General features: G+C 60.8%; 23 protein-coding genes and 1 other annotated feature. Of the genes, 11 read left to right on the top strand and 12 right to left on the bottom strand.

All coding sequences use genetic code 11. The features are described 5' to 3' along the window. Positions 1–2: 2 nt before the first annotated feature. The 5 genes from ACTNBU_RS05240 to dnaN are packed head-to-tail and all read right to left on the bottom strand — an operon-like array spanning position 3 to position 3,080. Positions 3–326, bottom strand: coding sequence for a hypothetical protein (locus tag ACTNBU_RS05240; protein WP_441031513.1), 324 nt, complete (start codon positions 324–326; stop codon positions 3–5). 37 nt (positions 327–363) lie between these two features. After that, positions 364–1,467: a DNA replication/repair protein RecF gene (gene recF, locus ACTNBU_RS05235; RefSeq protein ID WP_441031511.1), complete on the bottom strand. Its 1,104-nt coding sequence runs from the start codon at positions 1,465–1,467 to the stop codon at positions 364–366. Then, positions 1,454–1,672: an RNA-binding S4 domain-containing protein gene (locus ACTNBU_RS05230; RefSeq protein WP_441031509.1), complete on the bottom strand. Its 219-nt coding sequence runs from the start codon at positions 1,670–1,672 to the stop codon at positions 1,454–1,456. The genes recF and ACTNBU_RS05230 overlap by 14 nt, the downstream gene beginning before the upstream one ends. Before the next feature lie 21 nt (positions 1,673–1,693). After that, complete coding sequence (locus ACTNBU_RS05225; protein WP_441031507.1) at positions 1,694–1,963, bottom strand: hypothetical protein; 270 nt, start codon at positions 1,961–1,963, stop codon at positions 1,694–1,696. A gap of 1 nt (position 1,964) precedes the next feature. After that, positions 1,965–3,080, bottom strand: a complete 1,116-nt coding sequence (dnaN, locus tag ACTNBU_RS05220) for a DNA polymerase III subunit beta (protein ID WP_441031505.1) — start codon at positions 3,078–3,080, stop codon at positions 1,965–1,967. Here dnaN and ACTNBU_RS05215 point away from each other — a divergent pair. Further along, positions 3,079–3,207, top strand: coding sequence for a hypothetical protein (locus ACTNBU_RS05215; protein WP_441031503.1), 129 nt, complete (start codon positions 3,079–3,081; stop codon positions 3,205–3,207). The genes dnaN and ACTNBU_RS05215 overlap by 2 nt on opposite strands. A 120-nt stretch (positions 3,208–3,327) precedes the next feature. On the opposite strand, the gene dnaA is transcribed toward ACTNBU_RS05215, so the two are convergent. Beyond that, on the bottom strand, positions 3,328–4,656 hold the full coding sequence (dnaA, locus tag ACTNBU_RS05210; RefSeq protein ID WP_441031501.1) for a chromosomal replication initiator protein DnaA: 1,329 nt from the start codon (positions 4,654–4,656) through the stop codon (positions 3,328–3,330). Positions 4,657–5,059: 403 nt separating this feature from the next. Here dnaA and rpmH point away from each other — a divergent pair, with 403 nt between their 5' ends. From rpmH to ACTNBU_RS05160, 10 genes are all read left to right on the top strand, one after another. Further along, the gene (gene rpmH, locus ACTNBU_RS05205; protein WP_021751147.1) at positions 5,060–5,200 is read left to right on the top strand and encodes a 50S ribosomal protein L34; all 141 of its coding nucleotides are present in this window, start codon (positions 5,060–5,062) and stop codon (positions 5,198–5,200) included. 138 nt (positions 5,201–5,338) lie between these two features. Next, the gene (gene rnpA, locus ACTNBU_RS05200; protein ID WP_441031498.1) at positions 5,339–5,683 is read left to right on the top strand and encodes a ribonuclease P protein component; all 345 of its coding nucleotides are present in this window, start codon (positions 5,339–5,341) and stop codon (positions 5,681–5,683) included. Further along, positions 5,680–5,889 (top strand): membrane protein insertion efficiency factor YidD, encoded by a 210-nt coding sequence (yidD, locus tag ACTNBU_RS05195; protein WP_441031496.1) that lies wholly within the window; start codon positions 5,680–5,682, stop codon positions 5,887–5,889. The genes rnpA and yidD overlap by 4 nt, the downstream gene beginning before the upstream one ends. A gap of 289 nt (positions 5,890–6,178) precedes the next feature. Further along, positions 6,179–7,345, top strand: coding sequence for a YidC/Oxa1 family membrane protein insertase (locus ACTNBU_RS05190; protein WP_441031494.1), 1,167 nt, complete (start codon positions 6,179–6,181; stop codon positions 7,343–7,345). 15 nt (positions 7,346–7,360) lie between these two features. Then, complete coding sequence (gene jag / locus ACTNBU_RS05185) at positions 7,361–8,245, top strand: RNA-binding cell elongation regulator Jag/EloR (protein ID WP_441031492.1); 885 nt, start codon at positions 7,361–7,363, stop codon at positions 8,243–8,245. A gap of 157 nt (positions 8,246–8,402) precedes the next feature. Beyond that, positions 8,403–8,612, top strand: a binding site (T-box leader). A gap of 76 nt (positions 8,613–8,688) precedes the next feature. Next, entirely contained in the window at positions 8,689–10,104 is a 1,416-nt protein-coding gene (locus ACTNBU_RS05180; protein WP_441031490.1) for a glycine--tRNA ligase, read from the top strand. Positions 10,105–10,336: 232 nt separating this feature from the next. Next, positions 10,337–10,984, top strand: coding sequence for a TrkA C-terminal domain-containing protein (locus ACTNBU_RS05175; protein WP_441031488.1), 648 nt, complete (start codon positions 10,337–10,339; stop codon positions 10,982–10,984). Continuing rightward, on the top strand, positions 10,971–12,083 hold the full coding sequence (locus tag ACTNBU_RS05170) for a betaine/proline/choline family ABC transporter ATP-binding protein (RefSeq protein ID WP_441031486.1): 1,113 nt from the start codon (positions 10,971–10,973) through the stop codon (positions 12,081–12,083). Before ACTNBU_RS05175 ends, ACTNBU_RS05170 begins: the two co-directional genes overlap by 14 nt. Further along, positions 12,080–12,721 (top strand): ABC transporter permease, encoded by a 642-nt coding sequence (locus tag ACTNBU_RS05165; protein WP_441031484.1) that lies wholly within the window; start codon positions 12,080–12,082, stop codon positions 12,719–12,721. Before ACTNBU_RS05170 ends, ACTNBU_RS05165 begins: the two co-directional genes overlap by 4 nt. Then, on the top strand, positions 12,718–14,241 hold the full coding sequence (locus ACTNBU_RS05160; protein ID WP_441031482.1) for a glycine betaine ABC transporter substrate-binding protein: 1,524 nt from the start codon (positions 12,718–12,720) through the stop codon (positions 14,239–14,241). Before ACTNBU_RS05165 ends, ACTNBU_RS05160 begins: the two co-directional genes overlap by 4 nt. Positions 14,242–14,301: 60 nt before the next feature. On the opposite strand, the gene ACTNBU_RS05155 is transcribed toward ACTNBU_RS05160, so the two are convergent. The 6 genes from ACTNBU_RS05155 to aspS form a co-directional block, all read right to left on the bottom strand. After that, positions 14,302–15,288 (bottom strand): helix-turn-helix transcriptional regulator, encoded by a 987-nt coding sequence (locus tag ACTNBU_RS05155; RefSeq protein WP_441031480.1) that lies wholly within the window; start codon positions 15,286–15,288, stop codon positions 14,302–14,304. 100 nt (positions 15,289–15,388) lie between these two features. Then, on the bottom strand, positions 15,389–16,543 hold the full coding sequence (locus ACTNBU_RS05150; RefSeq protein ID WP_441031478.1) for an alanyl-tRNA editing protein: 1,155 nt from the start codon (positions 16,541–16,543) through the stop codon (positions 15,389–15,391). A 19-nt stretch (positions 16,544–16,562) separates the two neighbouring features. After that, positions 16,563–17,477, bottom strand: a complete 915-nt coding sequence (locus tag ACTNBU_RS05145; RefSeq protein WP_441031476.1) for a hypothetical protein — start codon at positions 17,475–17,477, stop codon at positions 16,563–16,565. Between the two features lie 75 nt (positions 17,478–17,552). Continuing rightward, complete coding sequence (locus ACTNBU_RS05140) at positions 17,553–18,317, bottom strand: GNAT family N-acetyltransferase (protein WP_441031474.1); 765 nt, start codon at positions 18,315–18,317, stop codon at positions 17,553–17,555. Further along, positions 18,314–19,495, bottom strand: coding sequence for a glycoside hydrolase family 3 N-terminal domain-containing protein (locus ACTNBU_RS05135; RefSeq protein WP_441031473.1), 1,182 nt, complete (start codon positions 19,493–19,495; stop codon positions 18,314–18,316). Before ACTNBU_RS05135 ends, ACTNBU_RS05140 begins: the two co-directional genes overlap by 4 nt. Before the next feature lie 324 nt (positions 19,496–19,819). Beyond that, positions 19,820–21,595 (bottom strand): aspartate--tRNA ligase, encoded by a 1,776-nt coding sequence (aspS, locus tag ACTNBU_RS05130; RefSeq protein WP_441031471.1) that lies wholly within the window; start codon positions 21,593–21,595, stop codon positions 19,820–19,822. Positions 21,596–21,671: the final 76 nt, after the last annotated feature.

The following is a 21,671-nucleotide window of genomic DNA, read 5'->3' as shown; positions in this document are numbered from 1 at the left end:
CCTCACTTTCCCATAATGAGATGCCACAGTCCCAGCAGCAGCCGGGAGATTCCCCAGCCGCACAGAGCCAGAACGCCGTACACCGCCCAGAACAGCAAAATCACCGTCAGCGACAGTGGCAGTCCCGCCACCAGACACAGGACAAGTCCCGCCGCGCCCAGAATGACAGGGATGTACAGCAGCCAGCGGATGGTCCTGCAGAACAGTCCCCGCAGCAGCTGGCCGAAGAAGGCAAACGCCAGGATCAGGCCCATCAGGAACAGCACAACGCCTGCCACGGCGCCGAACGCCGCCAGCACCGGCAGGCCCAGTAAGACATGAAACATCGATTTACTCCTTTTCGTAAGCAGCCGCCACCGGTAATCATCCAATAGCGCCCTGCTTCACGTGAAACACTTTTCCGCCCAAAAGCTGCGGCAGCCGGTCATCCTCGCAGCACGTAATAAACACCTGCCCGCCCGCAATGCGGTTCAGGACGAATTCCTGGCGGCGGGGGTCCAGCTCGCTGAGGACGTCGTCCAACAGCAGCACCGGATATTCTCCGGAGGTGTTTTTCAATATTTCCCGCTCCGCCAGTTTCATGGACAGCGCCGCCGTCCGGGTCTGCCCCTGGGAGGAGTAGGTCTTGGCCTCCTGATCGTTGATCCGCACCAGCAGATCATCCTTGTGGGGTCCGGAGAGACAAAGACGGGAGGCCCGTTCCGCCTCGGCGTGGGCATTCATATGGGAGCGCAGCTGCTCCGCCACCTGTCCCTGCTCCGCCATGGGGTCTGTCACCGCCGAAACGGTCTGATAGGCGATGTCCAGTCTCTCCCGGCCTCCGGAACACTCCAGATGGTTGGCGGCGGCGTACTCCGCCAGCCGCCGGGCATATTGAGCGCGGTAGTGGATCAGCACCGCTCCATAGCGGATCATCTGTTCATTGAATTCCGGCAGCGTGTCCAGCAAGGCCGGATGCTCCTCCCAGTCCCGGAGAATGCGGGTCTTGTGCTCATAGGCCCGGTTGTACTCCGCCAGCGCCGCCGCATACCGGGGCCGCAGCTGGCACAGGGCCGTGTCCATGAATTTCCGCCGGGCGGCGGCGCCCTCCCGGATGAGGTACAGGTCGTCGGGGCAGAAAAACACCGTCTGATACACCTGATTCAGCGCCGCGGCGCTTTTGGCCGCCACGCCGTTGACTGTCAGCTTCCGCCGGCGGCCCCGAAAGAGGTCCGCCCGGATCTGAAAGTCCCGCTCTCTGGAAAAGACGTTCCCCGTCAGACTGGCGCTGTCCGCCTCAAACCGGATCAGCTCCTGATCCCGCCGGGCCCGGGGGGATTTTCCGCAGGCCAGATAGACCACGGCCTCCAGCAGATTGGTCTTTCCCTCGGCGTTCTCGCCGAAGATGACGTTGCAGCGCGGATCAAAGGACACCGTCTGCTCCTGGTAATTCCGGAAGTCCCGCAGCGTCAGCTCATTGACCCGCATAGGCGATGGCGTACTGCTGGCCGTCGAAGGACACCACGTCGCCGGGCCGGAGCTTCTTTCCCCGCATGGCGCAGACCTCGCCGTTGACGGCGGCCTCGCCTGCCTGGATGCGCTCCTTGGCCTCGCCGCCGGAGCCGACGGCGTTTGCCAGCTTCAGAAGATCCTGTAATTTGATAAATTCCGTATGAATGGTAATGGTTTTCATATTCCGCTCCCTGGCAGAGAGTTACTGCTCTCTGCCGATCCAATAGAATAGCAGGCCCAAAAGCAGGAGAGACAGGGCGATCCCCAGCAGCACCGCGCTGGATGGCTCGTTTTTCACGAGATTCAGCAGCGTGAGCGCGTCGTCCAGGAGAGACCGGCGCCCCCTGATCGATCCAAAATACGCGGGATACCTGTTAGAAGCATAGATCCAGCAAACGCCCAGCAGGATGCCGCCCAGCGCCAGCAGGGCCTTTGCGGCCGTGCGCAGGCGTGCTTTCCAGCCGCCGCTCATCTCACTCCCCGGCCTTCAGACGGACGGGCAGCACCATGTAGAGGAAGTTTTCCACACCCTCTGTGGGAACAATGATGGCAGGGGAGACGCTGGTGTTCAGCTCAATGGTCACCGTGTCCGCCGGGGCATAGCGCAGGGCCTCCATAAGATAGCGGTTGTTGAAGCCGATCTCCAGCCCATTGCCTTCGCCGGCGATGCGGCAGATGTCCTTGGCTTCGCCGTTGGCTGTCTTGGCGGACAGCAGCACCTTGTCATGGTCAAAGATGCACCTCACCGGACTCTTCAGCTTATCGGAGATCACCACGGATACGCGGTCGATGCTGTTGATCAGCTCCTTGGTGTCCACCGTGATTTTAATGGGGTTTTTCCGGGGAATGGCGTTCTTGTAATCCAGGAATTCACCCTCCAGACGGCGGCAGATCAGCTGGGTATCGCCCACTTCAAACAGAATGTGGCGCTTACCCAAGGTAATTTTTGCCGGATCGTCGGTGTCCTCGCAGATCTTCTGCACCTCGTTCAGGGCGCTGCCGGGGGTGACGAAGGAGAAAGCGCCGCCGTCGGCCTTGTCCAGCGGCTCCTTCCGGATGGCCAGACGGAAGCCGTCCACAGACACCATGGTCAGACCCTGATCCGTTACCTCGAACAGCGCGCCGGTGTGGACCGGGCGGCTCTCATTGGTGGACACGGCGAAGGAGGTCTGCTCGATCATATCCCGCAGGGTTCGCTGCTGCAGGGAGACGGCGTGGTCGTCCTCCACCTCCGGCAGCTCCGGATAATCGGCGGCAGACAGGCCCAGAATGTCGAAATCCGAGTCTCCGCAGCTGAGATGGACCATCTGCTTGTCGTCGGCGGTGAAAGTCACCATATCGTCGGGCATTTTCCGGACGATGTCGCCGAACAGCCGGGCATTCAATACCAGTTCGCCGCCCTGTACAACATCGGCGGACACCTTGGTCCGGATGCCTGTCTGCATATTATAGCCGGAGATGGTCAGCGTCTCGTCCGCCCGGAGCAGCAGCCCCTCCAGCGCGGGGATGGAGCTTTTCTGTGCCGCTGTCCGGGATGCCACATTGATGGCGTTCATGAGGAGGGCTTTTTCGCAGGAGAATTTCATCATGGTCAGTTCTTCCTCTCTGTATCAAATGATGGAAGGAGATTTCTGTTCTAAAAAGAAAAGAAGCAAATATTTTTTAGAAAAAGCAGCACTAGGGATTTTTTTTGTGGAAAACACCGTGGAGCCTTGATTTTTCAGCATTTTTCAATCCACCGCCTCTGTTGAAAAATCGCGGGACTTATCAACAGCAATTTTTCGCGGCGGGTTTTCCACAGCCGACTTTTTCTTTCTCCACCGCGGTTGTGGAAAATCAGCGCTTGGAATTGATGTTGGTTTTGATCTCCTTCACCGTCTCAGCGAAGGCGGAGTCCTTCTTCATCTGCTTTTCCACCTTGTCGATGGAGTACAACACCGTGGTGTGGTCCCGGTTGTCGAACTCCTTGCCGATGTCGTCCAGAGACAGGTTGGTCATGGAGCGGATGAGGTACATGGCGATCTGCCGGGCCTGCACCGCGTCCCGGACACGCTGCTGGCCCCGGATGACGCTCTCGTCCAAATTGTAGAACTTGCAGATGTACTCGATGATGACGCTGGGGGAGGGGATGTACTCATTGCTGCGTTTCAGCATGTCCTGAATGGCGCGGGCGGCGGTCTCCTCGTCGGTCTCGCTGCCCAGCAGGTCCTTGTAAGCCTTGATCTTGTTGATGGTACCTTCCAGCTGTCGGACGTTGGCGGTGACGTTCTCCGCTACATAGGCGGAGATCTTGTCGGGCAGACTGAGGCCCATCAGCGCGGCCTTGCTCTTGACGATGGCCAGACGGGTCTCAAAATCCGGGGGTTCCACGTCCACCAACAGGCCCCACTCAAACCGGGTGCGGAGACGGTCCTCCAGCTGGGTCATCTCAGAGGGGGGACGGTCCGAGGTCAGCACGATCTGCCGGCCGGACTCGTACAGGGTGTTGAAGGTGTGGAAGAACTCCTCCTGTGTCTGCTTCTTGCCGGCGATGAACTGCACGTCGTCCACCAGAAGCAGGTCCGCCTGGCGGTATTTCTCCCGCATTTCGGCGGTTTTGGCGGGACCGGCCTGAATGGCGGCCACCAGTTCGTTGGTCAGATCGTCGCCCTTGACGTAGGCGATCTTGGCGGTCTTCTCCCGCTTCCGGATGACGTGGGCGATGGCGTAGATCAGATGGGTCTTGCCCAGACCGGAGTCGCCGTAGATGAACAGAGGATTGTAGTGCTCCGCCGGATGCTCCGCCACGGAGACGGAGGCGGCGTAGGCCATCTTGTTGGAGGGACCCACCACAAAGGTCTCAAAGGTCAGGTCCTTGTTCAGATCCAGGCCGCCGACGCGTTTCATGGCGGGCTCGGCGCCTGAAAAAGCGGCCAGTGCCGCATCGTCCAGGATCTCCACGCCGATGTCCGTGGAGAACAGATCCTTCAGCGAGGACTGGATATTTTTCATGAACAGATCACGGATATAGCCGGTCTTGAAATCGTTGGCACAGTGCAGATATAGTTTACCGTCCCGGAAATCCACGGCCTCCAGTTCGTCGAACCAGGTCTTAATGGTGGTTTCGGACAGGTCGCGCTTCAGCTGCTGCAGTACGTTGTTCCAGATGTCTGCAACGGAATTCAAAAGGAAACACCTCTCTCCCGTAAAAATCTGTGGGGTAGAACGCAACATAACAAAATAAGTATACCAGAAATCAGGAAAAATGACAACACATATTCTAATAAATAAGTTCCATTATTTGTCCTGTTTTTGGAGGGGAAAAACAGCTGTATTTAGTCATAATGAAGAAAAAACGCACAAGATTTTGTGGCCGACGGGAAAAGATCGGAAAAATGGGAAACCTTTTGACAGGCCGGACGTGATTTTTCAGGTTTTTCAAGTTTTTATTGACACATTTTCAAAATGTATGTATACTAGAGGGCGCGTCCAAAAGACGCCTGAGTTTTGTGTGCCGCGGAGCGAGTCTCCGTCGGGCAGAGCCGCCGCTTGTCCGGCGGCCGTAATATGAGTAGGAGGTGTTTCCAACATGGCAACCAAACGTACCTATCAGCCCAAGAAGCTGCATGGTCAGAAGGTCCACGGTTTCCGCAAGAGAATGGCTACCGCCAACGGCCGTAAGGTCCTGGCCCGCCGCCGCGCCAAGGGCCGTGCCCGTCTGTCCTACTAAGGCTTACGGAAAAGCGCGGGAAACACTGGAATCGTTCTATCAGGGACGGCGGGAATTTGTAAGGATTCCTCCGTCCCTAAAAGAGTTTCCTGAACCACCGGACAATTTTGGAAATCTGGAACTGCGGAGGCGAGGCTGGTGAAACGGGCGGTGACCCTGAAAGAGAATTATGAGTTCCGCCGGATGTACCAGAAGGGCGCCTCCGCGGTGGACCGCTGCATGGTGGTCTACTGCCGGAAGAACAAGCTGGGCCGGAACCGCTACGGCTTCACGGTATCGGTGAAGCTGGGCGGGGCCGTGGTACGGAACCGGGCCCGGCGCCGCCTGCGGGAGGTCTGCCGTCTCAACGGGGACAAGCTGGCCGTGGGCTACGACATTCTGGTGGTGGCCCGGGGCAGGACGGTGACGGCCTCTTTTCAGGAGCTGACCGCCGCCTATCTCCGTCTTGCGAAAAAGCTGTCGCTTTTGAAGGAGACGCCATGAAACGGATCCTGATCGCTCTGGTCAAGTTCTATCGCGCGGCCATCTCGCCGTACCGTCCGCCCTGCTGCCGGTTTACGCCCACCTGCTCCCAGTATGCGCTGGAGGCGCTGGAAAAATACGGTGCGCTGAAGGGCGGCTGGCTGGCGTTCCGCCGCATCCTGCGCTGCAACCCGTTCCACAAGGGCGGGTATGACCCGGTCCCGTGAGTCAAAGAGGGGACTGCGTCCCCCCTTTGGATTCCCCCCACCAGTGACATCGGTCACTGGTGACGCCGCCCAAGGCGGCTGGAGTCTCGGTATTTTCGCCACGTACACGCCGCGGCGAAAATGATTATGATTCTTTGATTTGCCGCGGGCAAATCAAACCGGGAACCTGCGGTTCCCTGGCCCCTCCCTTTTCTTCTATCGTGGGAAAGGGAAATGGCTTTTTCTCATGGCCCCTCCGGTTTGAGGGGCTTCGTTGTGATCCCCAACGAAACACGTAAGGAGAACATTTATGGCAACAATCGGTTACTGGATCTGTTATCCGTTTGCGGCTCTGGTGCGGCTGTTCTACAGTCTCACCGGGTCCTATGGCGTGTCTCTGATCCTGTTTACTCTGGTCATCAAGCTGATCCTGCTCCCCTTCCAGATGAAGTCCAAAAAGAGCATGGTCCGCATGAGCCGGATGTCCGGCAAGATGCAGGAGATCCAGAAGAAATACGCCAATAACCAGATGAAGATGCAGGAGGAGATGCAGAAGCTCTATGCCGAACAGGGCGTCAATCCCATGTCCGGCTGCCTGTGGAGCTTCCTGCCCCTGCCCATCCTGATGGCCCTGTATTATATCATCCGGGAACCCATCGTCTACTTCATGAACTTCGGCACCCGGGGCAACGGTCTCAAGGTGCTGGAGGCCGCCAAGGAAGTGGTCACCAGCATTGGTCTGAGCTGGAGCACCACCACCAGCGGCGAAACCGTCAGAGACGGCATCTATGCGCAGATCGAGATCGTCAAGCACCTGTCCGACAACGCGTCCAATCCCGCGGTCCAGAAATTCTTTGCGGAGAACCCCAACTGGGTCAACGTGGATTATCATTTCCTGGGAATGGATCTGTCCACTGTCCCCAGTGACGCCTTTGCCATGCTGAAGACCGGCATCACGCTGGGCGCCATCGGCCTGATCCTCATTCCCATTCTCTCCGCCGCTTTCCAGGTCCTCACCATGAAGATCACCATGAAGGGTCAGCCTATGGAGGGTGCCGCGGCTTCTTCCAACAAGATGATGATGTGGATGATGCCCCTGATGTCCCTGTGGATCGGCTTTACCCTGCCCGCCGCACTGGGCGTGTACTGGATCGCCCAGAGCGCTTTCTCCGCCATTCAGGAGGCCATCCTCGGCAGGTTCTATAACACCAAGCTGGAGGAGCAGGAGAACGAGCGTCAGCGCCAGATCGATGAAGACCGCAAGCGGCGCCAGGAGGAAGGCCGCAAGCGTCAGGAGCAGCAGCGTCAGCAGGTGGAGCAGAAGCAGACGCTGAAGGAGAAGCGGAAGGCCGCCCAAGAGGCGAAAGAGGCCAGAGCGAAGAAGCCCAGCACCACCGAGGCTGGCCGTGTCGGCGACCGTCCTTACGCCAGGGGCCGCTCTTATAAGGCTGACCGCTATGACACTGATGAGAAATAAGGAGCTTGCTGCATTATGAGTTATATTGATGTAACGGGCAAGACTGAGGACGAGGCCATTGCCAACGCGCTGCGTCAGCTGGGACTGGAGCGGGACGATGTCTCCGTGCAGATCCTGGAGCGGGCAAAGTCCGGCTTCCTGGGTCTGGGCAGTCAGCCCGCCAAGATTCGTGTGACCTACGGCGAGACGGAGCCTGAGGAGCAGGAGCAGGCCCCCACCGCTCCGGAGCCTGCCGCCGTCAAGGCGGAGCCGGAGGAGTTGCCGGTCCGTGAGACGCCCAAGGTCGCCCCCGAAGTGCCGCAGAAACAGAAGTACGCTCCCAAGGCGGCGAAACCCGCCAAGGCCAAGTCTCCGGAAAAGCGTCCGGAGCGGAAGCCCGAGCCGGCGAATCCTGTGGAGAAAGCGGCTCCCGCCGTGGAGCTGGGTGAGGAAGTGGACGACGAGAAGGCCCAGGCCATCAAGAAGTTCCTCTCCGGTCTGCTGGAGCAGATGGAGACCCCGGCGGACGTCCGGGTGTATCTGCCGGAGAAGGGCCGCTACAAGGTCATCCTGGAAGGGAAGGACCTGGGCGCCCTCATCGGACGCCGGGGCGAGACCCTGGACGCCATCCAGCAGCTCACCAGCTACTCCGTCAACCGCACCGGCGGCGGACGGGTCCGCATTCAGCTGGACGCGGAGAATTACCGGGAGCGGCGGGAGCAGAGCCTGCAGCATCTGGCCCAGAAGGTGGCCGGAAAGGTGGTCCGCTACCGCCGCAGCGTGACGCTGGAGCCTATGAACGCCTACGAGCGCCATGTGATCCACACCGCTCTGCAGGACACCCCCAACGTCACCACCTACTCCACCGGCGTGGACCCCAACCGCCGTGTGATCGTGGCTTACGACCGGGACAAGAAGTGAATACATGAACTGTCAGCGGCCCGGAAAATCCGGGCCGCTGATTGCTTTTTTGATCTCACGGAATTTTTTCGGAGATATTTTGGGGGAAAGGGGAGTGGTGTCCTGCAAAATCCCCACTTGACAAGCATTTCAAAAGATGATACAGTGACCAAAGATGTAAAAAGCGATGACGGGAAAGAGTATCTCTTTCAGAAGGCCAAGAGAGAGGGCGGACGGTGCGAGCCCTTGCCGGAGAAGGGGAAAAGGCGTCCCTGAGCCGCGGCGCTGAACACCAGTAGGCGCCGCCGGTCCCCGCCGTTACCGGGCAGAGTGTCTCCAACATGGGGAAATTCAGGTGGAACCACGGACTGGAAAGTTCGCCCTGAGCCATACGGCTCGGGGCGTTTTTATTTTCAACTCACAGCAGACAAAATTTTTTGATAGAGCATCAGGAGGAAAACAGCATGGACAACAGACAGAAGACCATGGAAAAGGTCGTGGCGCTGTGCAAGAACCGGGGCTTCGTGTTCCCCGGCAGCGAGATCTACGGCGGCCTCGCCAACAGCTGGGACTACGGTCCTCTGGGCGTGGAGATGAAGAATAACGTCAAGCGGGCATGGTGGAAGAAGTTCGTTCAGGAGAACCCCTACAACGTGGGCCTGGACGCCGCCATCCTTATGAACCCCGAGGTGTGGGTGGCCTCCGGCCATGTGTCCACCTTCAATGATCCCCTCATCGACTGCAAGGCCTGCAAGATGCGTCACCGGGCCGACAAGCTGGTGGAGGCCTATGTTCAGGAGAACAACCTGGACGTCAACGTGGAGGCCATGACCCAGGAGGATCTGGTGAACTTCATCCGGGACAATCAGGTGCCCTGCCCCGGCTGCGGCAAGAGCGACTTCACCGACATCCGGAAGTTCAACCTGATGTTCAAGACCCATCAGGGCGTCACTGAGGACACCGCCAACGAGGTCTATCTGCGGCCTGAGACCGCCCAGGGCATCTTTGTCAACTTCCCGGCCATCCAGCGCTCCACCCGCCGGAAGCTGCCCTTCGGCGTGTGCCAGGTGGGCAAGTCCTTCCGGAACGAGATCACCCCGGGCAACTTCATCTTCCGCATCCGGGAGTTTGAGCAGATGGAGCTGGAGTTCTTCTGCAAGCCCGACACCGACCTGGAGTGGTTCAACTACTGGCGGAACTACTGCCACCAGTGGCTGCTGGGCCTGAACATCAAGGACGAGAACCTGCGCCTGCGTGACCATGAGCCGGAGGAGCTGGCCTTCTACTCCAAGGCCACTACGGACTTCGAGTATCTGTTCCCCTTCGGCTGGGGCGAGCTGTGGGGCGTGGCCGACCGCACCGACTACGACCTGACCCAGCATCAGGAGCACTCCGGCAAGGATCTGACCTACTTCGACCAGGAGAAGAACGAGCACTATATCCCCTACGTCATCGAACCCTCTCTGGGCGCCGACCGTATGACCCTGGCCCTGCTGGTGGAGGCCTACGACGAGGAGGTCGTGGACGCCGAGAAGAACGACACCCGCGTGGTCATGCGCTTCCATCCCGCCATCGCCCCCTTCAAGGTGGCGGTGCTGCCCCTGAGCAAGAAGTTGGGCGACAAGGCCCGGGAGCTGCAGCAGGAGTTGTCCAAGGACTGGATGGTGGACTTCGACGACACCGGCTCCATCGGCAAGCGGTATCGCCGTGAGGACGAGATCGGCACGCCCTTCTGCGTCACCGTGGACTTCCAGACCGTGGGCGACGAGAACACTCCCGCGGACAACTGCGTCACCGTCCGTGACCGCGACTCCATGGAGCAGGTCCGCATCCCCATCAGCGAGCTGAGAGCGTATCTGGCGGAGAAGCTGGCTTACTGAGAGCTTCGAAACGAAAAAGCGATCCCCGGCGGAGAAATTTTTCTCCGCCGGGGATCTTGTCATTTTTTGATGGATAATACGGAAAATATGGGAAAATAATAGAAAACAATGAGTTTCTTAACAGAAATTTACGGGGTGTTCACAATTTGTTAACTGACATCTTTAAAAAATGTAGTAAGTTGTTAGTATATCGTGGAATCCGAAATTCTATAATGAAAAGAAGGGACAGTCTATGCGGACGACGGTTGCACCGTCTCAATATCTGCAGATCGCCCTGGATATCGCGGGGCGCATCGCCAATGGAAACCTGCCGGAGGGCAGCCGTCTCTATGGCCGGTCCGTAATGGCCTCGGAGTACAGTGTATCGCCGGAGACCATCCGCCGGGCCCTGCGTCTGCTGGCGGACATGAAGGTGGTGGAGGTCAGGCCCCAGAGCGGCGCCACAGTCCTGTCCGCCGACAACGCCCGGCGGTATATCGAGAACTTCTCCGAGGCGGCGGATACCCGGGCATTGCGGGAACAGCTGCGGGGATTGCTGGAGCAGTACACGGAGCTGAACAGAAAGACGGCGGAGACGGTGGCAGCGCTGATCAAGAGCCGGGAGACCTTCGCCGCCGCGGAGGAGCCTCTTCCCAACTATGAGGTGACGGTGCCGCCCCAATCTCCCGTCCTGGGGAAGAGCATCGGGGCGCTGAAATTCTGGCAGTCCACCGGGGCCACCATCGTGGCCATACGCCGAGGACAATCTGTGATCCTGTCCCCGGGACCTTACGCGGAGATGTACGAGGGAGATGTGATCGTATTGGTTGGAAATGCCGCGGCCGCTCAGGCTGCCCGGCGATTTGTGTCTGTAAAGGAGGCCGTCAATGATCCAATTTGAACACGTATCGAAAAACTATGGACAGACAAAAGTTTTAAAAGACCTCACATTTACGGTCCCGGACGGCCAATTTCTGGTGCTGATCGGGCCGTCCGGCTGCGGAAAGACCACCTCCATGAAGATGATCAACCGACTTTTGGAGCCGGACGAGGGCCGCATCCTCATCGACGGGGAGGACATCGCCAAAATGAACCCCGTGGAGCTGCGGCGGCACATCGGCTATGTCATCCAGCAGATCGGCCTGTTCCCCAACATGACGGTGGCGCAGAATATCTGCGTTGTGCCAAAGCTGCTGAAATACGACAAGGCCCGCTGTGACGACATCGTCCGGGACCTGCTGAAAATGGTGAACATGGAGGCCTACGCGGACAAGTATCCCTCGGAGCTGTCCGGCGGACAGCAGCAGCGCATCGGCGTGCTGCGGGCGCTGGCGGCGTCTCCGCCCATCGTGCTGATGGATGAGCCCTTCAGCGCCCTGGATCCCATGACCCGGGAGAGTCTCCAGGACGAGGTGAAGAATCTCCAGCAGAAGCTGCACAAGACCATCGTGTTCGTCAGCCACGACATGGGCGAGGCCCTGAAGCTGGCGGACGTCATCATCTTCATGTCCGGCGGTGAGATCGTGCAGATGGCATCTCCCGAGGAGATGCTGGAGCATCCTGCCAACGACCTGGTGCGGAACTTCCTGGGCAAGCACGCCCCGGACGTGCCCGCGCCCTCCACGGTGGAGCATTTCATGCGGACGAACCCCATCACCGTCAAGAAGGACCGGGGCGTTCTGGAGTGCGCCGAGCGCATGGCCCGCAGCAGCGTGGACACCCTGCTGGTCACCGACGAGAACGGCCGGTACGCCGGCACCATCTCCATCGGCGACATCCGGCACTGGGGCCGGGAACTGAACAGCATCGAGCCCATGGTCCGCCAGACCGCCCGCACCGTCCGGGTGGGGGACGAGGCCAAGGAGAGCTTTGACTACCTGCTGGACTCCGGCGCGCCCTATGTGGTGGTGCTGAATGAGGACGACACCATCGCGGGCATCGTCACCAAGACCAGCGTGGCCCGGTCGGTGGCCGAGAACCTGTGGGGGGATGCGAAATGAGGGCGCTGTTTGATACATACGGCGCCATGCTGGGAAAGGCCATCGTCATCCACACCGGATACGTGCTGGTCTCCGTGGCGGCCGGCTTTCTCCTGGGTCTGGTGCTGGGCACCCTGTTGTCCAGGGTGCCAAAATGGTCCGGCGTCATCCTGCCCGTCATCTCCATTTTCCAGACCATCCCCGGTCTGGTGTTTATCGGCGTGCTGTTCCTGTGGCTGGGAATGGTACCCGCCACGGTCATCATCGCTTTGTCCATCTACGCCATGTTCCCGGTGCTGAAAAACACCTACACCGGCATCCTGGAGGTGGAGGACCGGTACGTGGAGGCCGCCAGAGGCTGCGGCATGTCCCGGTTTCAGACGCTGATGAAGGTGGAACTGCCCCTGGCCATGCCCACCATCATCGCGGGATTGCGGATGGCCGCCATCTACACTGTCTCCTGGGCAGTGCTGGCATCCATGATCGGCCTGGGCGGATTGGGCGACTTCGTCTACCAGGGCACCTCCTCCAATAACAACACCCTGATCCTGCTGGGCGCCATTCCGGCGGCCATTCTGGCCATCGTCATCGGCGCACTCATCGACATCTTGCAGAAGCGTGTCACGCCCCGCGGTATGCGGAAGGAGGTGGGCAGATGAACTGGTCCATTATCTGGGAGCATCTGTTCATCGTACTGGCGGCCAGCATCCTCTCCATCGCCATCGGCCTGCCGTTGGGCATCCTGTCCTATGTCTATCCCAGAGTGCGGGCCGTCACCCTGCGGGTGGTGGACCTGCTGCAGACCATTCCCTCCCTGGCGCTGCTGGGCATCATCATGGTGTTCATCGGCGCGGGAAAGCTGACGGTCATCATCGGCATCACCCTCTACTCGCTCCTTCCCATCGTGCGGAACACCTGTCTGGGCCTCCAGGAGGTGGATCCCGGCGTGAAGGAGGCGGCCCGGGGCATGGGCATGAGCAAGGCATACCGCACGCTGATGGTGGAATTCCCCCTGGCGTTCCCCACGGTGTTCACCGGCATCCGCATCGCCGTGGTCAACGCCATCGGCACCGCGGTGTTCGCGGCCTATGTGGGCGGCGGCGGTCTGGGCAGCATCATCAACCGGGGCATCCGCATCCAGGACATGGCGCTGATCCTGTCCGGCACCGGTGCGTTGATGGTCATTGCCGTCCTTCTGGACTTGCTGATGGGCTGGTTTGAAAAGCAGATGCGGAAATCCAGAGGAGGGTCTAAGGGGATGTGGATCCCCGTGGCGGCCATCCTGCTGGCCTTCGTCCTGCTGCTGCCTTACGGAATGGGCAAGGGCAGCGGAGAAAACGAACTGCTGCTCTACGACGGCGATTACTCCGAGACCCAGATCATGCACCACATGGTGAAAATGCTGGTGGAGGACAAGACGGATCTCACCGTCACCATTCAGGATCAGATGTCTCAGGTGAACAACTTCAAGTCCCTCATCGGCGACAGCCACACCTGCGACCTGATGATCAGCTACGACGGTACCCTGCTGACCACGTTTTTGCAGCTGGACACCGCCGACGTGCCGGAGGGGACCTCCATCTATGACTACGCCAATCAGGTGGCCGGAGAGCGCCATGACCTGCGCCTGCTGGAAAAGCTGGGCTTTGATAACACCTACGCCATCGCGGTGCCCCAGGACGTGGCGGACCGCTATGGGCTGGAGACCATCAGCGATCTGATCCCTGTGGCGGGAGAACTGGTGTTCGGCGCGGAGCATGAGTTCTTCACCCAGGAGGGCAGCATGAAATTCGGCCCCTTTACCGCGTTCTACGGCCTGAGCTTCAAGGACGTGGTGTCCGTGGACGTCAGCCTGAAATACACCGCCGCGGAAAAGGGCAGCTTCGACGTCACCGAGGTCTACGCCACCGACGGCCTGAACCGGAAGGCCAATCTGAAGGTGCTGGAGGACGACCGCAGCTTCTTCCCGGACTACAACGGCGCCTTCTTAGTCCGGGAGGACACCTTTGAGCGGTTCGCGGAGACGGCGCCTGATCTGGAGGAAATTCTGAACCTGCTGGCGGGGCAGATCTCCAACGACGACATGGTGGAGATGACCTATCAGGTGGACGTGGAGGGCCGGACTGTGGACGACGTGGCCCATGAGTTCCTGGTCTCCCGGGGTTTTCTCAGCGGATAATATTATCGGATCATGAAAACAGACGGGTGAGAGGCCTGCGCCTCTCGCCCGTCTGTTTTGTTACGCTTTTTTGTCTTCCGTCCGTTTCCGCACAGGGCGGATATACTTGAAATACTGTCCGGGATCAAAATAGAAGTACATGATCCGCCCGGGGGTGGTGTCCAGACAATAGCCGCTTCCGGAGAAGTCAAAGGATGCCATGGCCTGTTCAATCTTCTCCTCCACGGTGCGGTTCTCCTGCTCATAGTCAAAGGGGCCGTGTTCAAAGACGATATATTCTCCCTCGGGGATATCCGCCAGCAGCATCTGGGGCGGCACTTCGCCCTGATAACCGGCGGGAAGCCGCACGCCCCAGCACTCCGTCCGGGGGATGCCCCAGTCACAGAACCTGCCCCTGGGGTCATTGATATAGGCCATGATCTGCCCGCTGCCGCAGTTCGCCTCGCTGCCGCCGCTGTCGTCTAGCTTGCCCTTGATGCTGTCCAGCAGTCCGCAGACCGTCTCGTAGTCCTGTCCGGGGATCTGGTTCTGCTTCTGCCAGAAGTCCCAGTAGCCGTTGCTCTCGTAGTTTTTCACGTGCAGGAATTTGTGCGCCGGGATGGTGATGAAATAGGTTTTCACGCCGTCCGCCGATTTGACCATGCCGATCTCTCCCAGTCCGAAAAAGTAGCGGTCGAAGGGGTTGATCTTGGTGCGGAGGACCACCGGGCGGGGATCTCTCCGGTACTGGCTGGGGGTGACGCCGTAGGTGTCTCTAAACGCTCTGGTAAAGGCCTCATGGGAGGAAAATCCGTAGTCCAGGGCGATGTCCAGAAAACTCCGTCGGCTGTCCCGCACCTCTTTCAGGGCGAAGGCCAGCTTCCGCCGCCGCAGATACTCCCGGAAGGACATGCCGGAGATCTCCCGGAATTTCCGGGTCATGTGGAATTCGGAATACCCCAGACGGCCGGAGAGGGCCCGCAGCGTCAGGGCCTCGTCCCGGTGCTCCCGGATACAGCGGTCGATCTCGTCCACCATGGCCTGGATCTGTCTCTGCCACTCGTACATCCACCGATTCACCTCGCTTCAACTGCTCTGGGTACAGTATACCGGGTCCCGGAGACCGCCGCTTGATCCTGCTTGCGATCTTTGGAAAGGCGCAGGGCGGTCAGCGGTTTTTCCAGAACGCCTCGATCTCCTGCCGTGCGGCCTCCACGCTGCCCTGGGCGAAGCCGTTCCGTCCGCCGCCCCGGCCGTGGAGGGCGGCGTTGAGGGATTTCACCAGCGGCGCGATGTCTCCGCCGTCAGACCGCAGCAGGGCGTAGCTGTATTTGCCGCCGTCCTCTCCGGCGAATACCGCCGCCAGACCGCCACACTCCTTTGCCACGGCGTCCGCCAGACGCCGCACCGCGTCGGAGGACATGGGGGAGCGGAACAGCAGCACGTCTCCCTGACCGGCGTATTCTTTTGCCGCCGCCAGATTGGCGGCCTCCTCCAGCTCCGCCATCCGCAGCTTCACGACGTGCAGCTCCGACAGGGTCCGCTCCACCGCCGCGGCGGTCTGATCCGGCTTCACCGACAGGGCCTGGGCCACGGTGCGGTTCTGGTCGTAGACCGTGGAGAGGAACCGCAGAGCCCGCTGGCCGCAGAGGATCTCCATCCGCACGCCCTCCCGGAACTTCTGGACGGACAGCACCTTCACCAGACCCACCTGTCCGGCCCGCAGCACATGGGTGCCGCAGCAGGCGCAGCAGTCCGCGCCGGGGAAGGTGACGATGCGCACCTGTCCCGTCAGCTCCTTCTTGCTGCGGTAGTCCATGGACTTCAGCTCCTCCCGGGAGGGATAGGCGATCTCCACCGGACGGTCCGCCCAGATGATCTCGTTGGCCTTCCGCTCCGCGTCCATGGCCTGCTCCCAGGAAATGTCCGTGTTGTAGTCGATGGTGACGGTGTCGGCGCCCATGTGGAAGCCCACGTTGTCGCAGTGATAGTCGGCGCACAGGATGCCGGAGATGATATGCTCGCCGGAGTGCTGCTGCATGTGGTCGAACCGCCGTGCCCAGTCGATGCGGCCGGTGACGGTCTCCCCAATCTCCACTTTTTTATCCAGTGTGTGGAAAACCACGCCCTGTTTTTCGTGGACGTCCAGCACGCGGGCGTCTCCCAGAGTGCCGTGATCGGCGGGCTGTCCGCCGCCCTCCGGATAGAACGCGGTGCGGTCCAGCGTCACCAGAAAGCCGTTTTTGCCCGCCTCACAAGACTGAATCACGGCGGTGAATTCCGTCAGAAACGGGTTGGCGTAGTAGAGTTTTTCAGTTTCCATGTGGAAAACTTCCTTTCGTTTATAAGATCGACACCACAAAGCGCCAGATGGGTTCCATGAGATACCAGCCCAGCAGGGCGGAGCAGATGTTGGCGGTAAGGCCGTAGGCCGTGGCCCGGCGTTTGGACCGGCCTGTGAGATACCGCCGGTACAGCAGGATCTCCGCAAGGGCAATGGCGATCTCCGCCGGGACGAACAGCAGGAAGTACCCGAAGCCCACGCCGTTCTGCACCGCCTGGATACTGAAGTACAGGGAGAGTCCGCCCTGAGTCACCAGATTCGTCAGCAGAAACGGCTTCCAGTTTCGCTTCCAGGAGTAGCCGAAGGCCAGCAGGAGCAGTCCCTCCGCCAGCAGCGTGGGCAGGCAGGTACACAGAAACTGCACCGCATAGCCCATCCAGGCGGGCGGGACGGAGACGGTCTTGGCCGCCCAGTCCACTGTGACGGAGGATTGGAGGGCGGCGCGGAGATAAGTGCCGGAGACCCAGCTCTCCCCGCTCTCCGTGGCGATGACAATGCGGTAGGTGCGGGGGACGCCTACATAGCCGAAGGTGTGGAGCGGATCGCCGCCGGCGTCCACGTCCTCCGGATAGAGCTGGCCCCACATAGGCGCGCCGCCGGTGCCCTCCGCCGTGCAGGCGTGCCAGCCCTCCGGCACCGCCGCCCGCAGGGCGTCCAGCAGGTCTTCATTCAGAGCGGCCGCCTCCTCGTCAGAATAGCTCCAGTCCAGACCGCTGTAGGGGGAATTGCCATCGCCGTAGGTGTAGTCCTCGTACTCACCCTCTGCCAGCAGGTCCAGATAGTACAGCTCCTCCGGAGCGTGTTCCACCCGGACGGTGAGCTGGGGCTTCGGCCCCATGTCGGCGGAGGCGAATACCGTCAATACCGCGCAGGAGAGAGTGAGCAGGACAAAGACGCGCAGAGAGTTCTTCATTGCAGACTCCTTTCCGGATCCTGTGGATCCGCAGGTGATATCCATTCCTGTTCTGCGCCGTCCGGCAGCAGAGCTTCAACAGTCCGTGATCTCAAAGGCCGTGTAGGGGTGGTCCAGCCGGTAGCCCAGCTGCTCCGCCAGCGCCAGGGACGCCGCCGTGTGGGCGTCCCAGCTGGGATACAGCCCCCGGTCCAGACACTCCAGGATCAGCCGTGCCCCGCAGGCCCGGGCCAGCCCACGTCGCTGATGATCCGGGCGGGTGTCTATCTCAATCTCAATGCCCTCCCGGTAACGGGAAAAGGAGGAGGCCCCGGAAACAGGCTCCTCACCCAATAAGACGCAAAAGCCCAGCCCCAGATGACAGAACTGCTCCCAACTGCTAAACTGCCCCAGCAGGTCCCGACTCCACTCCATTTTACTACACTGATCGTATAATTTGCGGTCAATATTGCGGATCGTATAAGGATTCGGCAGGGAATCCGCCAGGACCCGCAGCCGCTCCGGGGAAAAGGATGGCTCTTTTTTCGTGGCGTACCGGGTGAATCGCCGGACCCGGGTTCCATAGATCTCTTCCATACATGCCGCCCATGCGTCATTTTGGGGGATCAGTAGGGCGTAGGGCTTCCGGTGTTCCGGCGGACGGAAGCCCGCCAGCTCTCGGTCCGGCGCACCGGCGAAGAAGCAGAAGTCCCCCAGATGGGCCATGGCGCTTCGGGGCCGGTCATGGTCGTCGCCCCAGACCTCCCCCATGACGCCCTCCAGACAGGACCAGAGGATGGTCTCCGGCCAGTCCCCGAACAGGGGCGCGGCCAGGCCGGGCTGGTTCAGACGGCAGATCATATCAATCCCTCCAACAGACCCAGGGCCTGCTTCCACGCCAGCACCCGGCGGCAGGCGGTGTCGATGACCGCCTCGTCCAGGGTACCGCTTTCCACCGCTTCAATGACCTTGGGGATCTGGGTGCGGTAGTCCGTGGTGACCACCATGTCGTTTCCGGCCTGAATGGCCATCACCGCCACGGCGCCGTCGGCGGCGTAGGCCGCCACCGCGTCCATGGCCAGATCGTCGGTCATGGCCACGCCGTCAAAGCCCAGCTCCCGCAGGAGGTCGTGGACGGCGGGGGACAGGGAGGCGGGCAGATCCGGGTCCATGCACTCCACGATATTGTGGGAAACCAGCACGGCGGTTTTTCCCGCGTCGCTGTCCCCCAGTTGAAAGGGCAGGAGGTCCGAGGCTGCAAAGGTCTCCATGGGCCGCTGGTCCACGGCGATGCCGGTGTGGGTGTCCGCGTTGTTCCCGTAGCCGGGAAAGTGCTTCAGGACGCTGCCCATGCCGTCGCCGTTCATCACGTCCACCACGACGCGGACGTACTCCGCTGTGGCGGCGGCGTCCTGGCCGAAAGCCCGGCGGTGAATGAAGTCACTGGAGCTGGTGGACACGTCCGCCACCGGCGCGAAGTTCACGTTGATGCCCAGGGCCGAGAGGAGGCGGTCCTTCTCCCCGGTGTCCCGCCGGATGGCGTCCAGTCCGCCGTCGGCGAAAAGGGCCTGGGGAGAGCGGAATTTCGACGCCCGCAGATGGGGATTGGAGCTGACCCGCACCACGGTGCCGCCTTCCTCGTCCACGCCGATGAGCAGGGGGATGGCGGCGGCGTCCTGATAGGCGGCGATGGTCTGGATGACGTCGTTGGCGGTTTTGTCCTTGAAATCCCGGCCAAAGAGAAGATAGCCCCCCAGATGATAGGTCTCCACGTCCTCCACGGCGTTTTCCGCCGGACAGCGGACGAAGAACAGCTGCCCCACCTTCTCCGGCAGGGTCATGCCATCCAAAAGGGATTGCAGGGCGTCCGCCTCCGATTTTTCCGGAACGGCGATGTCCGGCTCCGCCGGGGATACCGCGGCAGAGGAGGCGGCAGGCGCCGGGGCGGAGGCGGACGATGCGGGCGCGTTCTCCGGGGTACCGCAGGCGGTGAGGACAAACAGACATAGAGCGGCCAGCGCCGCGGAAAAATGTCTCATAGTACCCTCCGTTTTCAAGCTTGATGGGTATAGTTTACCATAGGGTGTGGAAAAAGAAAAGACGCGGCGCATCAACGCGCCGCGTCTGGTTTTCCGTATGGCTGATTCCTCGGGCTTCACCAGGGCAATGTGCAGCTCGTCCAACTGCTTCTGGGTGTTCCCCAAAAGGCGGGCCTTTTGGGGAACCCTGATGATTAAAATTGCTCGGCGGAAATGAATTCCGCCTCCGCCAAGGTTTTGCCTGACAGCAAAACGCTTGGACGCGCCGGACGGCGCGGCTCACCAAAGGCTCGCGCGAGGTCACCGGGGAAGCGGGTATAAACTTTATTCCTCAGGCTTCACCAGGGCGATGTGCAGTTCGTCCAGCTGTTTTTGCGTGACCTCGCTGGGGGCGCCCATCATCACGTCCTGGGCGTTCTTGTTCATGGGGAAGGGAATGATCTCCCGGATGGAGTCCTCGCCGGCCAGCAGCATCACCATGCGGTCCACGCCCGGGGCGATACCGGCATGGGGGGGCGCACCGTAGGTGAAGGCGTTGTACATGGCGGGGAACTTTGCCTTCACGTCGTCCTCACCCAGACGGACCAGCTCAAAGGCCTTGATCATGATCTCCGGATCGTGGTTCCGGACGGCGCCGGAGCTGAGCTCCACGCCGTTGCACACCAGATCGTACTGGTCGGCGGTGATGGTCAGGGGATCGATCTCGCCCCGCTCCGCCTTCAGCAGCACGTCCAGGCCGCCCGCGGGCATGGAGAACGGGTTGTGGCAGAACTCCAGCTCACCAGACTCGTCGCCGATCTCATACATGGGGAAGTCCACGATCCAGCAGAAGGCGTACTGCTCCTTGTCCATGTGGCCGGGGACAGCGGCACCCAGGGTCTTCACCAGCACACCGGCGGTCTTCTGAGCGGCGGGCAGCTTTCCGGCGGACAGGGCCACGAAATCGTTGGGCTTCAGGCCCAGGGCGGAGACCACGGCGTCCTTGATGGGGGAGACGAACTTGGCGATGCCGCCCACGATCTCGCCCTTCTCGTCCAGACGGAACCAATAGGGCTTGCCGCCGGAGACGACTTCCACGTCCGCCAGGGTCTTGTCGATGAACTTCCGGGTCTCATGGAAATCGCTGACCACAACGGCCTTCACCACATTGCCCTCGAAGGGACCGAAGCCGCAGCCGCCCAGGACCTCCGTTACGTCCTGCACCGTCAGGTCGATGCGCAGATCCGGCTTGTCGGAGCCGTACTTCTCCATGGCCACGGTGTAGGGGATGCGCTGGAAGGGGGCTTCGCTGGCCCGGTCATAGGTGCCGTACTTGGCGAAGATGGGAGGCAGCACGTCCTCCAGAACGGCGAACACGTCCTCCTGGGTGGCAAAGGCCATCTCCATATCCAGCTGGTAGAACTCGCCGGGAGAGCGGTCGGCCCGGGCGTCCTCATCCCGGAAGCAGGGGGCGATCTGGAAGTAGCGGTCGAAGCCGGAGGTCATCAGCAGCTGCTTGAACTGCTGGGGAGCCTGGGGCAGGGCGTAGAACTTGCCGGGATGGTTCCGGGCGGGCACCAGATAGTCCCGGGCGCCCTCGGGGGAGGAGGCGGTCAGGATGGGAGTGGTGATCTCCAGGAAGCCGTGCTCCGTCATGGCCTGCCGCAGGGCGGAGACCACGTTGCACCGCAGAATGATGTTCTTCTTGACGGCGGGATTCCGCAGGTCCAGATAGCGGTACTTCAGACGCTGGGCCTCGTCGGCCTCCCGGCTGCGGTTGATCTGGAAGGGCAGCTCATTGTGCTGGCAGCGGCCCAGGATCTCCACGGTCTCGGGGACCACCTCGATGTCGCCGGTGGGGAGCTTGGGGTTCTTGCTGTCCCGCTCCCGGACGGTGCCGGTGACGGCAATGGTGGACTCCTTGGTGATGGCCTTGAACTTGGCTACCATCTCCTCGGTGTCCGCCACGATTTGGGTGGTGCCGTAGAAGTCCCGCAGCACCACAAAGGCCAGGCTGGCGGACACCACTCGGACGTTCTCCATCCAGCCGGACAGCTGGACGTGCTTGCCTGCGTCAGAGAGCCGCAGCTCCCCGCAGGTGTGAGTTCGATTCTGCATCATAGTTGGTTGTTCCTTTCTGTATGTGAAGTGGTAAGCGTTCTATCTGACAACAGGAGGGGCGGCGGGCCGGTCTTCA

The sequence above is a fragment of the Dysosmobacter sp. HCP28S3_G4 genome (assembly GCF_052065175.1).
GTDB lineage: Bacteria > Bacillota > Clostridia > Oscillospirales > Oscillospiraceae > Oscillibacter.
This window is presented reverse-complemented; position numbering and strand designations above follow the sequence as displayed.